15 protein-coding genes are annotated in these 14542 nt (G+C 61.9%); 10 read left to right on the top strand and 5 right to left on the bottom strand.

Features of this window, described 5'->3' with window-relative positions; translation table 11 throughout:
• The first annotated feature begins 17 nt into the window (after window positions 1-17).
• The 3 genes from pcaQ to pcaG all read left to right on the top strand — a co-directional run bounded on the left by pcaQ (window position 18) and on the right by pcaG (window position 2409).
• Window positions 18-947, top strand: a complete 930-nt coding sequence (pcaQ, locus tag HNO86_RS21320; protein WP_175378902.1) for a pca operon transcription factor PcaQ — start codon at window positions 18-20, stop codon at window positions 945-947.
• 127 nt (window positions 948-1074) lie between these two features.
• Window positions 1075-1794, top strand: coding sequence for a protocatechuate 3,4-dioxygenase subunit beta (gene pcaH, locus HNO86_RS21315; RefSeq protein WP_175378901.1), 720 nt, complete (start codon window positions 1075-1077; stop codon window positions 1792-1794).
• Between the two features lie 12 nt (window positions 1795-1806).
• Window positions 1807-2409 (top strand): protocatechuate 3,4-dioxygenase subunit alpha, encoded by a 603-nt coding sequence (pcaG, locus tag HNO86_RS21310; RefSeq protein WP_175378900.1) that lies wholly within the window; start codon window positions 1807-1809, stop codon window positions 2407-2409.
• A gap of 124 nt (window positions 2410-2533) precedes the next feature.
• Here pcaG and HNO86_RS21305 read toward each other — a convergent pair whose 3' ends face one another.
• Window positions 2534-3460 carry a LysR substrate-binding domain-containing protein gene (locus HNO86_RS21305; protein WP_175378899.1) on the bottom strand — a complete coding sequence of 309 codons (927 nt, stop codon included), beginning with the start codon at window positions 3458-3460 and terminating at the stop codon, window positions 2534-2536.
• A gap of 162 nt (window positions 3461-3622) precedes the next feature.
• Here HNO86_RS21305 and HNO86_RS21300 point away from each other — a divergent pair, with 162 nt between their 5' ends.
• The 4 genes from HNO86_RS21300 to HNO86_RS21285 are packed head-to-tail and all read left to right on the top strand — an operon-like array spanning window position 3623 to window position 7442.
• On the top strand, window positions 3623-4963 hold the full coding sequence (locus HNO86_RS21300) for a dicarboxylate/amino acid:cation symporter (RefSeq protein WP_175378898.1): 1341 nt from the start codon (window positions 3623-3625) through the stop codon (window positions 4961-4963).
• Window positions 4964-5013: 50 nt separating this feature from the next.
• The gene (gene ttdA, locus HNO86_RS21295) at window positions 5014-5913 is read left to right on the top strand and encodes a L(+)-tartrate dehydratase subunit alpha (RefSeq protein ID WP_175378897.1); all 900 of its coding nucleotides are present in this window, start codon (window positions 5014-5016) and stop codon (window positions 5911-5913) included.
• Window positions 5910-6518: a L(+)-tartrate dehydratase subunit beta gene (ttdB, locus tag HNO86_RS21290; protein ID WP_175378896.1), complete on the top strand. Its 609-nt coding sequence runs from the start codon at window positions 5910-5912 to the stop codon at window positions 6516-6518. The genes ttdA and ttdB overlap by 4 nt, the downstream gene beginning before the upstream one ends.
• Window positions 6519-6578: 60 nt before the next feature.
• The gene (locus HNO86_RS21285; protein WP_175378895.1) at window positions 6579-7442 is read left to right on the top strand and encodes an oxaloacetate decarboxylase; all 864 of its coding nucleotides are present in this window, start codon (window positions 6579-6581) and stop codon (window positions 7440-7442) included.
• A gap of 266 nt (window positions 7443-7708) precedes the next feature.
• On the opposite strand, the gene HNO86_RS21280 is transcribed toward HNO86_RS21285, so the two are convergent.
• The gene (locus HNO86_RS21280; protein WP_175378894.1) at window positions 7709-8155 is read right to left on the bottom strand and encodes a hypothetical protein; all 447 of its coding nucleotides are present in this window, start codon (window positions 8153-8155) and stop codon (window positions 7709-7711) included.
• A gap of 249 nt (window positions 8156-8404) precedes the next feature.
• Between HNO86_RS21280 and HNO86_RS21275 the strand changes: the two genes are divergently transcribed.
• Window positions 8405-8845, top strand: coding sequence for a TspO/MBR family protein (locus HNO86_RS21275; RefSeq protein ID WP_175378893.1), 441 nt, complete (start codon window positions 8405-8407; stop codon window positions 8843-8845).
• A 24-nt stretch (window positions 8846-8869) separates the two neighbouring features.
• Here the strand turns inward: HNO86_RS21275 and HNO86_RS21270 are convergent, their stop codons facing one another.
• The 3 genes from HNO86_RS21270 to HNO86_RS21260 all read right to left on the bottom strand — a co-directional run bounded on the left by HNO86_RS21270 (window position 8870) and on the right by HNO86_RS21260 (window position 12437).
• Window positions 8870-9631 (bottom strand): metallophosphoesterase family protein, encoded by a 762-nt coding sequence (locus HNO86_RS21270; protein ID WP_175378892.1) that lies wholly within the window; start codon window positions 9629-9631, stop codon window positions 8870-8872.
• 127 nt (window positions 9632-9758) lie between these two features.
• On the bottom strand, window positions 9759-10901 hold the full coding sequence (gene lldD, locus HNO86_RS21265; RefSeq protein ID WP_175378891.1) for an FMN-dependent L-lactate dehydrogenase LldD: 1143 nt from the start codon (window positions 10899-10901) through the stop codon (window positions 9759-9761).
• A gap of 222 nt (window positions 10902-11123) precedes the next feature.
• A complete protein-coding gene (locus HNO86_RS21260; protein WP_175378890.1) occupies window positions 11124-12437 on the bottom strand; it encodes an L-fuconate dehydratase in 1314 nt (437 codons plus the stop codon).
• A 100-nt stretch (window positions 12438-12537) separates the two neighbouring features.
• Here HNO86_RS21260 and HNO86_RS21255 point away from each other — a divergent pair, with 100 nt between their 5' ends.
• Window positions 12538-13476 carry a LysR family transcriptional regulator gene (locus HNO86_RS21255; RefSeq protein WP_175378889.1) on the top strand — a complete coding sequence of 313 codons (939 nt, stop codon included), beginning with the start codon at window positions 12538-12540 and terminating at the stop codon, window positions 13474-13476.
• Between the two features lie 82 nt (window positions 13477-13558).
• Window positions 13559-14512, top strand: coding sequence for a LysR family transcriptional regulator (locus HNO86_RS21250; protein WP_175378888.1), 954 nt, complete (start codon window positions 13559-13561; stop codon window positions 14510-14512).
• Window positions 14513-14542 lie beyond the last annotated feature (30 nt).

Raw genomic sequence — 14542 nt, 5'->3', positions numbered from 1 at the left:
AAGGCAGAGCGACCCGATTGAACATCGATACCCGAATCAAATTCCGTCATCTGGTGTGTTTTCTTGAGGTGGCGCGCCAGGGCAGTCTGGCGCGGGCGGCGGACAAGTTGGCGATCAGCCAGCCGGCGCTGTCCAAGACCCTGAAGGAACTGGAGACCCTGCTGGAGGCGACCCTGTTCGAGCGGGGCAAAAAGGGCGCGACGCTGACCGAGGCGGGCGCGGCCTTTCTGGGGTATGCGGGGCCGAGCGTGCAATCGTTGCGTGAAGGAGTGAACAGTTTGCGCTCCGGCCAGCATGAGCCGGTGACCGTCCAGGTCGGCGTGCTGTCCACCGTCGAAAGCCTGCTGGTGCCCGAAGTCGTCCGCCGCCTGCACGAACGTCATCCCTCATTGGTCGTCAGCATCATGACCGGCCCCAGTGCCTATCTGCTCTCGCAACTGCGAGTCGGCGAGCTGGACCTGGTGGTGGGACGGATGACCGACAGCCCGTTGATTTCCGGGCTGACGTTCGAACATCTCTACAGTGAATCCATGACCCTGGTGGTGCGCGCGGGTCATCCGGCGCTCACCGATCCACTGGGGCGCAAGAACCTCGAAAAATACCCGCTGATTCTGCCGTCGGCCGGGACCACGATCCGCAAGTTCGCCGACAGCCTGTTCGTGCAGCACGGGATCACGCCATCACGGCAACGCCTGGAAACCCTGTCTGTGGCCCTGAGCCGGCGTTATGTGCAATGCAGCCAGGCCATCTGGGTCGCGCCTTATGACGCGGTCCGGCAGGACTTGCGGCAAGGTGAGTTGCAGGAACTGGATCTGGGGATGCGCGAACCCGGCGGGTCGGTAGGGGTATGCAGCAATCCCGCGTCGCCGGTATCGGCCGCGGCGCAGTGGTGTGTGGAGGCCCTGCGCGAGGTCGGGCGAGAGTACCGCGAAGGGCAGTATCCATAACCATATGGTTATGGATAGGGGCGATTTTTTCACTTTCGCACGAGGGCGCGCGGGGGGACACTGAGGCCACGAGTTGCTGCCCGTGCAGTGCCTGCCTCCGAACCACCATAACAACAGGACAATCGACATGTCTGATGCGCCCGACAGCCGCTTCGCCATTCGTGACCGTAATTGGCATCCCAAAGCCCTGACCCCTGACTACAAGACTTCGATCCTGCGTTCGCCGCGCCAGGCGCTGGTGAGCATTCCACAATCGGTGTCCGAAAGCGGCGGCCCGGATTTTTCCCATCTGAAGATGGGCCGTTACGACAACGATCTGCTGTTGAACTTCAACAACGGCGGCCTGCCTGTTGGCGAGCGCATCATCGTTGCCGGCCGCGTCTGCGATCAGTACGGCAAACCGATTCCCCACACCCTGGTGGAAATGTGGCAGGCCAATGCCGGCGGCCGTTACCGCCACAAGAAGGACAGCTACCTGGCGCCGCTGGACCCCAACTTCGGTGGTGTCGGCCGTGCACTGACCGACCGCGACGGCAACTACAGCTTCCGCACCGTCAAACCCGGTCCGTACCCATGGCGCAACGGCCCCAACGACTGGCGCCCGGCGCATATCCATGTCTCGATCAGTGGCCCGTCCATTGCCACGCGCCTGATTACCCAGCTGTATTTCGAAGGTGATCCGCTCATCCCGATGTGCCCGATCGTCAAGTCGATCGCTAATCCGGAAGCGGTGCAGAGCCTGATTGCAAAGCTCGACATGAGCATGGCCAATCCAATGGATTGCCTGGCTTATCGTTTTGACATCGTCCTGCGCGGCCAGCGCAAGACCCACTTCGAAAACTGCTGAGGAGGCCTGCGCATGCCCGTTCAACTTCTGCCTGAAACCCCATCGCAAACCGCTGGCCCCTACGTGCACATCGGCCTGGCGCTGGAAGCGGCCGGCAACCCGCCACGGGAGCAGGAAATCTGGAACGAGATGGCCAAGCCTGGCGCGCCCGGCGAGCACATCCTGTTGCTGGGCCACGTTTACGACGGCAATGGCCATCTGGTGCGCGATGCGTTTCTGGAACTCTGGCAAGCCAACCACGACGGCGTCTACGACACCGATTACGACCTGGACAAGCCATTCAACAGTTTTGGCCGTACCGCCACCACGGACGTCGGTGAATGGACGATCAACACCATCAAACCCGGCGTCGTGAAAAATGCCGCCGGCGTGCCCATGGCTTCCCACGTCAACGTCGCGCTGTTTGCCCGTGGCATCAACATCCACCTGCACACCCGCCTGTATTTCGATGACGAGCCACAGGCCAACGCAGTGGACCCGGTGTTGAACCTGATCGAACAACCAGCCCGCCGCGAAACCCTGATTGCCAAGCGCTGCACGGTGGACGGGAAACTGGCGTACCGGTTCGATATTCATATCCAGGGTGAAGCGGAAACCGTGTTCTTCGATTTCTGATCATCATCACGCTGGACCGCTTCCTGTAGGAACTGTCGAAGGCTGCGATCTTTTGATTCTGTTTTTAAAAGCAGGATCAAAAGATCGCAGCCTGCGGCAGCTCCTACAATTGACCGCGTTGTGCTCACTGCCACGCCGCCAGGCTATCCCCCGGGCCATCGGCATGGCTGCGAAAATACTCCCGCAAATGCTCGACGAAGCACGACACCTTCGCCGACAAATTCAACCGCTCCAGGTACACCGCATAGATATCCGCAGGCGGTGTCTCGTAGTCACTCAGCACCTCCACCAACCGACCGGAACGCAGGTGGTTGGCCAGGTTCCATTCGGCTCGCATGAGAATGCCGTGGCCATCCAGCGCCCAGTTCAGGGCCACTTCGCCGTCGTTGGTACTCAGGCTGCCATGCACCTTGACTGACTCGGACTGCTTGCCCCGGCTCAATCGCCAGATGCCGAACGCCGCCTCGTTCTGACGCAACACGATGCAGTTGTGACCTCCCAGGTCCTTGGGCGATTGCGGCATACCAAAGGCTTCCAGATAGCGGGGCGCCGCGCAGAGCCGACGGCGGTTGGCGGCGATCTTGCGGGCGATCAGGCGGGAGTCGGGCAATTCACCGAAGCGGATCGCCACGTCGATTGCGTCATCCGGCAAATGAATCGGCCGGTCCGTCAGATGCAACTGCACCTCTACCTCGGGATAGCGCTGGGCAAACGACGAAACCGCAGGTCCCACGTGCGTGCGCCCGAAGCCCAGGGGCGCATTCACCCGCAGCAAGCCCTTGGGTTCGGCGCGACTGCTCGACACCTGCCGTTCCAATTCCTCGATATCACTCAGGATCCGCCTGGCGTTGACCAGATAGGTCTCGCCTTCGGCCGTCAGGCTGATGCTGCGGGTGGTGCGGTTGAGCAGGCGCACGCCCAGGCGCTTCTCCATTTGCACCAGCCGCTTGGAAACGGCGGGCGGCGTCAGATTCATTTCCCGCGCCGTGCCGGCAAGGCTGCCGATGCTGATGAGCTGGGTGAAAAAGGCCAGTTCCGATACCGGATTCATAATTAACCTGAGGGAAATAATGAGTTGAATTTGATTGTATTACAGCATTTTTTAAAAGCCATTATCTTGTCCCTGCGTGATTAACCACAAGAAATCTGGGCTATTTAGCCGTAGCCCGGTTGCCACTCAAATCCGACTCACAACAATAATTCGGGGACGGCAATGGCCAAGCGACTACTAGGCAAGCTGTACGTACAAGTGCTGATAGGTGTGACCCTCGGCGTGTTGATCGGTGTGTTCTGGCCTCAGGTCGGCGCCGATCTGAAACCGATAGGCGACGCCTTCATCAAGCTCATCAAAATGGTGTTCGCACCGATCATCTTCGCCACGGTGGTGCTGGGCATCGCCAAAATGGAAAACATGAAAGAACTCGGCCGGGTTGGAGTCCGGGCGCTGATCTACTTCGAAGTGCTGTCGACCTTTGCCCTGGTGCTGGGGCTGATCGTGGTCAACCTCGTGCAGCCCGGGCACGGCATGAACGTCGATCCCGCCACCCTCGACGCCAAGAGCATTTCCACCTACACGGCCGCGGCCGCCAGCAATACCGGCGGGTTCACCGACTTTCTGTTGCACGTGATACCCGGCAGCGTCACCGACGCCTTCGCCAAGAACGAGATCCTGCCGATCCTGCTGTTCTCGACCCTGTTCGGCATCGCGCTTTCACACCTGGGAGCGCGGGGCAAACCGATGGTCGATGTGCTGGAGGCGTTCTCCCACGGCATGTTCTTCATCGTCGGCCTGATCATGCGGGTCGCACCGCTGGCGGCCTGCGGGGCCATGGCGTTCACCGTCGGCAAATACGGCCTGGGTTCGATCGTCTCGCTCGGCAAACTCATGGCGACCATGTACCTGACCTGCTTTCTCTTCGTGGTGATCGTCCTGGGCTCCATCGCCCGGCTGTCCGGCTTCAACCTGTGGAAGTTCCTCAAGTACCTCAAGGAAGAACTGTTCACCGTGCTGGGCACCAGTTCCTCCGAATCGGTGGTGCCGCAGTTGATGAACAAGCTGGAGAGGGTCGGTGTTTCCAAGCCCGTGGTCGGCCTGGTGATCCCTTCGGGCCTGACCTTCAACCCCGACGGCCAGTGCATCTACTACACCATGGCAGCGATCTTCATCGCCCAGGCGACCAACACGCCACTGACCCTGATGGACCAGTTGATCGTGCTCGGCGTGCTGCTGCTCACCTCCAAGGGCTCGGCGGGGGTGACCGGTTCCGGCTTCATCACCCTGGCCGCGACCCTGGCGACCATGGACAACATCCCTGTGGCCGGCATGGTCCTGCTGCTGGGCGTCGACCGCTTCATGTCCGAAGCCCGGGCCATCACCAACACCATCGGCAACGCGGTCGGGACCATGGCCATCGCCAAGTGGGTCGGTGCACTGGACCAGGAACGCGTGCAGCAGGTGCTCGATGGCCACGCGCCGGCCGAGACCGAACCGTCGCAGGCGTCAGCGCTGCGAGACCCCGTAGTACGAGTGAAGGCCAGCGCCTCCATCTCCTGAACAACCAAAAAATCGAAAGATCTGCCTTGTGATGAAGTGAGGAAAATATCGTGGATAAAGAACTAGCAGTCTCATCGCTCACCGACGTGATGGCCAAATTCACTGCCTACATTGGCAAGCGCCTGCCCAAGGACGTGAAGGAAAAAACCGCCAAGCTGCGCGCCGCGGAAACCAATCCGCTGGCCATCGCCGTGTACGACTCGATGGCCGACAACCAGGAGTACGCCGACAAGCTGGATCGCCCCAGCTGCCAGGACACCGGGGTCATCCAGTACTTCATCTCCGCCGGCGCACGCTTCCCGCTGCTGAGCGAGCTGGAGGGCATCCTTGAAGAGGCCACCCGCGAGGCGACCATCAAGGGCCCGCTGCGCCACAACGCGGTGGAGACCTTCATCGAGAAAAACACCGGGACCAACACCGGCTCGAAAATCCCGTGGCTGGACTGGGAAATCATTCCCGACGCCGACTACGCCATCGTTGACGTGTACATGGCCGGCGGCGGCTGCACCTTGCCGGGTTCGGCAAAAGTGCTGATGCCGGGGCAGGGCTACGAAGGCGTGACCGAATTCGTCTTCGACGTGATCACCTCTCGGGGCGTCAATGCCTGCCCGCCGTTGCTGGTGGGGGTAGGGGTGTCCACTTCGGTTGAGACCGCGGCGCGCCTGTCCAAGCGGGCGATCCTGCGCCCCGTGGACTCCAGCCATCCGAACGAAAGCGCGGCGATGATGGAAAAACTACTGGAAGACGGCCTCAACGAAATCGGCATCGGGCCACAGGGCCTGACCGGCAACAGCAGCGTGATGGGGGTGAACATCGAGTCCTCCGCGCGCCATCCGTCGACCATCGGCGTGGCCGTGTCCACCGGCTGCTGGGCCCACCGTCGCGGCAAGATCCGCATCAACGCCGACATGTCCTATGACATCCTTTCCCACGAAGGAGTAGTACTGTGAAAAAGATTCTCTCCACGCCGATCAAAGACGAAGACCTGGCCAACCTCAACGTGGGAGACGTGGTCTACCTGACCGGCCAGCTGGTGACCTGTCGCGACGTGGCCCACCGCCGCCTCATCGAACTCAAGCGCGAATTGCCGGTGGATCTGCGCGGCGGCGCGATCTTCCACGCTGGCCCCATCGTGCGCAAGAAGGACGACGGCAGTTTCGAGATGGTCTCCATCGGCCCGACCACCAGCATGCGCATGGAAAAATTCGAGAAGCAATTCATCGAGGAAACCGGCGTGAAACTGATCGTCGGCAAGGGCGGCATGGGCCCGGAGACCACCACCGGCTGCCTTGAGAACAAGGCGGTGCACGCCGTGTTCCCCGGCGGCTGCGCGGTGCTGGCCGCCACCCAGGTCGAAGAGATCGAGCGCGCCGAATGGCAGGACCTCGGCATGCCGGAGACCCTGTGGGTCAACCGCGTCCGCGAGTTCGGCCCGCTGATCATCTCCATCGACACCAAGGGCAATAACCTGTTCGAACAGAACAAGGCCCGCTTCAACGAGCGCAAGGGCGCGGTGATCGAGAAGATCAACGCCCAGGTTCGCTTCATCAAGTAATCGCATGGGCAGTCCGGGCTATCGCGTCCGGACTGCCTTGCCACATCTGCAGAGAATTGTATGCACAAGCGTTGTCATCATGAACTGCGTAACGAGTTCCGTGCGCTGCTTGCCGGACAGGCCTGTGTCAGCACGGCCTCTGTGTTCGATCCCATTTGCGCGCGAATTGCCGGCGACCTGGGATTCGAGGTGGGCATTTTGGGCGGTTCTGTCGCTTCATTGCAGGTACTGGGTGCACCGGATATTGCCCTGATCACCCTCAGCGAATTTGCCGAGCAGGCCAGTCGCATCGGCCGGGTTGCGCGGCTGCCCATCATCGCCGATGCCGACCACGGCTACGGCAACGCGCTCAATACCATGCGCACCGTGGTCGAACTGGAACGAGCCGGGGTTGCGGCATTGACGCTGGAGGACACACTGCTGCCGGGTCGATACGCAGGCAAATCCTTCGAGCTGATCAGCCTCCAGGAGGGTGTCGGCAAGGTGCGGGCGGCGCTGCAGGCGCGGGGCGATTGTGCGTTGAGCGTGATCGCTCGAACCCACGCTGGTGCGCAACCCCTGACCGAGGTTATCCGGCGCACACGTGCTTATCAGCATGCCGGGGCTGACGCGATTTGCCTGGTGGGTGTCGAGGATTTCGCGCAATTGGCGGCGGTTGCCGACGGGCTGCGCATTCCGCTGATGCTGGTGACATATGGCAATGCAAAGCTACGCAATAGGGAACGTCTTGCAGAGCTGGGCGTGCGGGTCATTGTCGATGGCCACGCGGCATACTTTGCTGCGATCAAGGCGACCTATCAGAGCCTGCTGATGCAGCGCGGGATGGCGCCGGCTCGAGACCTGTCGGCCTCTGAGCTGGTAGCGAGTTATACATTGCCTGCCGAGTATCAGGCGTGGACCAGAGAGCACATGTGCATAGAGTGAATCTCACACCCCGTGCAGTCTGTCGAATGGACTGCGCGAAGCTTCAGCAATCGAACTCGCTCTCAAACGCTGCCCGGAAATCCCCGAGGATTCATCCACCGTGGCAGAGCAAGTCTTCTGAGTGTTCTTCGATTACGCCACTGGCGTGGCAAGGCAGGCCGAAAAAGGCCAGACATCACGGGTTGTCGATCAGGGGTAGTACAGTCACGAAAAAGCCCGGCTGATCAGACCGGGCTTTTTGCGGGTGTTGCTATGAAGTGAAAGGCTTAGGCGACAGTGTTGCCGTGCAGGCGATCAGAACCATCGGCGGCGACAGTGTTGCCGTGCAGGCGATCAGAACCATCGGCGGCGACAGTGTTGCCGTGCAGGCGATCAGAACCATCGGCGGCGACTTCGTTGCCTTTCAGGCGGTCAGAACCATCGGCGGCGACTTCGTTGCCTTTCAGGCGGTCAGAACCATCGGCGGCGACTTCGTTGCCTTTCAAACGATCCGAACCATCGGCAGCGACTGCATTACGTTTTTCCAGCAGGCGATCAGCGCCACCTTCGGCAACACGATTCTGTTGCAGACGATCAGAACCACCTTCAGCCACGCGGCTTTCGATCAGCCGATCCGAGCCGCCTTCAGCGACTACAGGTTGAACAGAGGAAGCGGCGAAAGCGTTAACTGCGAAAACCGAGAAAGCGATGCTGAGGAGGGTTTGGCGTTTCATGATCGTGTGCTCCGGGGGTGTTCTTGGTTGGTGTGGAGCCATTGTTACGCCGCAGGGTTTTCAATAGAACTTGATTGAGGTGATTGCGAACATCGACGCGATTGATAGGGGAGGAGGGCTACCGCTCGTGACCGTGATGATGGTCAAAGCTTCGGGTCTGCGGACTTTTTCACCTTTCGGGGCCTCTAACCCTGGGACTGCACACACGGCTTTCTTCCCAATACAGATGGCTTGCGCCAAGGACCGATGATGACTTTTCCCATTTTCCTTCTAGCCTGTGCCGCCGCCGCGAGCAGCGGATTTTTTTTCAAGCCGGACGAATGGTATGCGTCGCTCGAAAAACCCGGCTTCACCCCACCCAACTGGGTGTTTCCCGTAGCCTGGACGACGCTTTATCTGCTCCTGGCCTGGGCTGGCTATCGCTTGTCGCTGTTACCGGGCAGCCAGATGGTGCTGGCGTTGTGGGCGGCGCAAATCGCCCTCAACACGCTGTGGACGCCGGTGTTTTTCGGCGCGCATCGGCTGTTCGCCAGTCTGGTGATTCTCGTGCTGCTCTGGCTGGTGGTCGCGGTGATGCTGGTGCTGGCGATGCGTCTGGATGTCATCACCGGGCTGATTCTGTTTCCGTATCTGGTGTGGCTCTCGCTGGCCGCCGCGCTGAATTTTTCCATTCTGCGTAAAAATCCGTGAGACAGGCACCAGCGGTTCCCGGACTCAGATCTCGATGATCAGGGAACTGTCGAAAGCGGGATTTTCATTCACCCCGTTTTTCGCATACCCCCGCGGATTGCACACCACGCGCGTCTGCCCCACCCGGTAATCAAAACTGCCGTGGGTATGTCCGTGCAGCCACAGCACCGGTTGCCACTGCCTGATTTTCTCTTCCAGGTCAGAGACGAAACTCGAATTGATCGGCGAGTCGGCGAACATCGGCGCGATGCTCGCGCGAGTCGGGGCGAAGTGGGAGATGACCACCGTTTGCGTGGTGTTGTCGCGGCGGAAACAGTCGTCGAGCCAGGCGACGGTTTGCAGGTAAATCAGCTGGGAAATCGCCGGGGTGAACAGGTCGGGAAAGTCCGGTGCAATCCTGATATGGCTGAAGTCGCGAATCAGGTCCGTGGCCATGTCGACCCCCAGATCCCGCTTCGGACCTTCTTCGAACAAGCGATAGTCCGACCACAGCGTGCAGCCCAGAAACCGCACGCCGTCGTGCACATGTTCCGAGTGTTCCAGCACCGTGATCCGCGTGCCTCGGGACAGGTTGCGCAGCTGCTCATAAGTCGAGGCCAGATCGCTGCCGTAGAACTCGTGATTGCCCGCTACATACAGGATCGGCAGCGGGCAGGTGCTGGCCCATTCGATGGCCCTGGCCGGCCGGGCGATGTCGCCGGCGAGCACGACGATATCGGCCTCCACCTCGGGAAAGGGGATCGCGTTGACGGACAGGTGCATGTCGGAGAGCAGGGCGATGCGCATGGAGGGCTCCTGTAGCGATATTCAGCATTCTCCTCCTGCAGGAGCTGCCGAAGGCTGCGATCTTTTGATTTTTAACAGCAAGATCAAAAGATCGCAGCCTTCGGCAGCTCCTACAGGCGGCCGGGAATTACCCGACCGATCTGACCAATATGGATTCGTCGATCTGATCGATCGAGGTCACCCCGGTCAACGTCATGGCCACGCGCATCTCTTTGGCAAAGATATCCAGCATGTTCTCCACCCCCCGTTGCCCGTCGGCGGCCAGGGCGTAGGCCATGGAGCGGCCAAGCAACACGCCTTTGGCGCCCAGGGCCAGCATGCGCACCACGTCCAGACCGGAGCGGATGCCCGAGTCCACCAGTACGCTCAGGTCGTTGCCGATCGCCTGCATGATCGGCGGCAGGGCGTGGGCGGTGGAGAGGACGCCGTCGAGCTGTCGACCGCCGTGATTGGAGACGACGATGCCATCGGCGCCAAAGCTGACCGCGTCGCGGGCATCCTGGGGATCGAGGATGCCCTTGATGATCATCGGGCCTTTCCAGAAGTCGCGAATCCACTCCAGATCGTTCCAGCTGATCGACGGGTCGAAATTGTTGGCCAGCCAGCCCATGTAGTCCTCGAGTGTCACCGCCTTGCCCAGGTACCTGGAGATGTTGCCCAGATCGTGAGGGCGGCCCATCAGGCCGACGTTGAACGACCAGTCGGGGCGGGTCATGGCTTGCAGGATGCGGCGCGTCGAGGCGAAGGGGCCGGACATGCCCGAGTGGGCGTCACGGTAACGGGCGCCGGGGGTGGGCATGTCGACGGTGAACACCAGGTTCTTGACCCCGGCGGCTTGCGCACGCTCCAGGGCATTGCGCATGAAGCCGCGGTCCTTGAGCACGTACAGCTGGAACCAGATCGGTTGTTGCGCGCTGGCCACCACTTCCTCGATCGAGCACACCGAGACGGTCGACAGGCACAGCGGGATGCCTTTGTTCTGCGCCGCCTTTACCGCCTGCACTTCGCCCCGACGGGCGAACATCCCGGTCAGGCCGACCGGTGCCAGCGTGATGGGCATCGCCTGGCGCTGGCCGAAGAGGCTGGTTTCCAGGCTCAGGCTCTCGACGTTTTTCAGGATCCGCTGGCGCAGGCTGACGCCGCTCAGGTCGGCGCTGTTGGCCCTTAGCGTGTGCTCTGCATAGGCCCCGCCATCGATGTAGTCGAACAGGAAACGGGGGAGTTTGCGACGTGCCGCTTCGCGGTAATCCGATGCAGAAGAGATGATCATGGATGGGTAGGCCCTGGTCTTGGGAATGGCGAGATTTGAGGAGGGTAGCGTATGTGTGGGGTGTTGCGGGTACATTCGATGGTGATGTTGACTCGGCTGCCGTCTTCGCGGGCAAGCCACGCTCCCACAAGGGACAGGGCTACCCCAGGGTTTTGTGTTCGCCGAAAATCCTGTGGGAGCGGGCTTGCTCCCACAGGTTGAGATGCTGTGCAGATGTATGGATCAGCCGCGGGCGATGTCTAGCCAGACCGGGCCATCGGGGTATTGGTAGCGTTCCAGGGTTTCGGTGGTCATTTCGATGCTGTAGCCCGGGCGCTGTGGGGGCATGTAGCGGCCGCGGCGGATGACGACGGGGTCGAGGAAGTGTTCGTGCAGATGGTCGACGTATTCCAGGACGCGGTTGTGCAGCGAGGCCGAGACGGCGATGTAGTCGAACAGGGCGATGTTCTGTACGTATTCGCAGAGCCCGACACCGCCGCCATGGGGGCAGACCGGTACGTCGAATTTGGCCGCCATCAGCAGCACGATCAACACCTCGTTCAGGCCGCCCAGACGGGCCGCGTCCAGTTGGCAGAAGTCCAGCGCGCCGGCCTGGAACATCTGCTTGAACATCACCCGGTTGTGGCAATGCTCGCCGGTGGCGACGCCGATCGGTGCAATGCGCTGGCGAATGCTGGCGTGGCCGAGGATGTCGTCGGGGCTGGTCGGTTCTTCGATCCACAGCGGTTCGAACGCAGCCAGGCGGCGCATGTTGGCGACCGACTCATCGACGCCCCAGACCTGGTTGGCGTCCATCATCAGGCTGCGTTCCCAGCCGATTTCTTCGCGCAGGATCGTGGCGCGGCGAATGTCTTCTTCCAGGTCCGCGCCGATTTTCTGCTTGATGTGGGTCCAGCCATCCGCCACCGCTTCGCGGGCCAGCGTACGCATTTTTTCTTCGCTGTAGCCCAGCCAACCCGGCGCGGTGGTGTAGCCGGGGTAGCCTTCCTCCAGCATCTGCGCCTCGCGCCGGGCCTTTCCCGGTGCCTGGCGGCGCAGCAGGGCGATGGCTTCTTGGGGGGTGAGCACGTCGGTGACGTAGCTGAAGTCCAGGCAGCGCACCAGTTGCTCGGGCGTCATGTCCGTCAGCAACTTCCACACCGGCTTGCCTTCGCGCTTGGCCCACAGGTCCCAGACGGCGTTGACGATGGCGGCGGTGGCGAGGTGGATCACACCTTTTTCCGGGCCCAGCCAGCGCAGTTGGCTGTCGCCCACGGTGATCCGGTGCCAGAAGGCGCCCATGTCGGCGACGATCTCCTCCAGGGTCAGGCCGACGACCATCGGCGCCAGTGACTGGATGGCCGCCACGCAGATCTCGTTGCCACGGCCGATGGTGAAGGTCAGACCGTGGCCCTCAAGGGCAGGGACGTCGGTGTGCAGCACGACATAGGAGGCGGAATAGTCTGGCGCGCTGTTCATCGCGTCGGAGCCGTCCAGGGACAGGGACGTGGGGAAGCGCAGATCGCGAACGCTCAGGTGGGTGATTCGAATACTCATGGCGGGCTCTTGTTCTTGTTGATCGATTGAGACCCGACTGTAGGTCGCCGAACGATATGTGCATAATCGCGATTCTTTAAGCAGCGATATCGGATTCGATATGTCTCCAGATCCAGAACTCGTGCCGCGCACACCCGGCGCCCTGAAGATTTCCAGCCGGCAGATAACCTTGCTCAATGCCTTGGGCGAGTACGGCAACCTGCGCCGGGCCGCTGCCGCGATGCACACCACGCAACCGGCCGCCAGCCTGCTGTTGCAGCAGCTGGAGGAGCGTCTCGGCGTGCGCCTGTTCGAGCGCCTGCCCCGGGGCATGCAGCCGACGCTCTATGGCGAGGTGATGATCCGCTACGCCCAGGGCGCGCTGCATGAGTTCGAGCACGCCCAGGCGCAAATCGCCGAACTGGCGCGCGGGGCGATGGGGCTGGTGCGGGTCGGCAGCGTGATGGGACCGGTGCCGCGGCTGCTGACCAAGGCGGTGCTGGCCTACAAGCGCGATCACCCCAAGGTGCGGATTTCCATCGAGGTCGGGACCAGCGATACCTTGTTGCCGGCCTTGCTGCGGGGCGATTTCGACGTGGTGCTGGGGCGTCTGCCGGACCAGAGCGACAGCCGTGACCTGGACATCGAACTGTTCGACAACGGCGAGCAGATGCGCGTGATCGCCCGGGCCGGCCATCCGCTGGCCGCGAGTTCGTCATTGCAGCTGGCGGATCTGGTCAGTTCGACCTGGATCCTGCATCCCATCGGCAGCCCCATGCGCCGTCGGGTGGAAAGTGCCCTGCAGGCCGGCGGCATGGTGCAGTCGCTGGACGTCGTCGAAACCGCCTCGATCCTGGCGACCACGGCGATGCTGGAAGCGTCGGACATGATCGCCGTGGTGCCCAATGATGTGGCCGAGCATTATGCGGGCTATGGCATGGTCGCTATCCTGCCGGTGGAGTTGCCGATTTCCATGGTCAACATCGGCTTGCTGACCTTGCGCTCCCGACCCAGGTCCGTGGCGCTGGAGACGCTGTTGCAGTATTTGCGCGAACAATGACCCAGACTGCCACGCGATCCCTGTAGCAGGTTGTGGTGCGGCCGAGTAAACCGCGTACACCCCTTTGAAGAGGCTTGACCCGATGCCGTCGGACATCACCCATTCCAGTTTTTGCAACTGGGTGCGCTTCAAGCACCTGGTGCTGATCGACACCCTGGCGCGCACGCGCAACATGCACGCCACCGCGGCGCACATGAACCTCAGCCAGCCGGCCCTGAGCAAGATGCTGCGCGATCTCGAGGAGCAGTTCGGCTTTGCCCTGTTCCAGCGTCTGCCGCGCAGCATGCCGCCGACGGAACTGGGCGAGCATGTGGTGAAGTACGCCCAGGCCGCGCTGGCCGATTCGCACACTTTCGTCGATCAGGTGAACCGCCTGCGCAAGGGCGGCCACGGTTTTCTCAAGGTCGGCGGGATCTTCGCCGCGACCTCGGTGGTGCTGCCTCAGGCCATCGCGGCGATCAAGGCGCGCAGCCCGTTGCTGTCGATCGAAGTGGTGGAGCAGTCCAGCGACCACCTGCTGGAGATGCTCGAACAGAACAAGCTCGACCTGATCATCGGCCGCTTCACCGAGGAGCGCTACAGCCAGGTCTTCGACTTCCAGCCCCTGGAGCCCGAGCCGTTCAGTCTGGTGGTCAACAGTCGGCACCCCCTCAACGAGCAGGACAGTACGCCGCTCGATGCCCTGGGGCAGTGGCCCTGGGTGCTGTACCCGGTGGGCACGCCGATTCGCAATCGTCTGGAAGCGGCATTCCGCGCCGCCGGCATCGCCTCGCCGGCGGACAGCGTCGATACCACCTCGATGCAGATGTTCCTGCAATTGCTGCAGTCAGGGCCGATGATCGCCATGCTGCCCCGGTCCATGGTGGCAGCGCAGCTGGCCAGCGGTCAGTTGAAGGAACTGCAGAGCCCGTTGCACCTGGCGCCGCTGGAATACGGCGTCATCACCCGCAAGGAAGACCCCCTGACCGGTTCGGCCCGGGAGTTCGTCGAAATCCTGCTCGACTGCGCCCGCCAACGCCGGGAAGCCCCTCTGTAGGAGCGAAGCTTGCTCGCGAAGACGCCAGTC

It is taken from the genome of Pseudomonas sp. C1C7, from assembly GCF_013359595.1.
GTDB lineage: Bacteria > Pseudomonadota > Gammaproteobacteria > Pseudomonadales > Pseudomonadaceae > Aquipseudomonas.
This window is presented reverse-complemented; position numbering and strand designations above follow the sequence as displayed.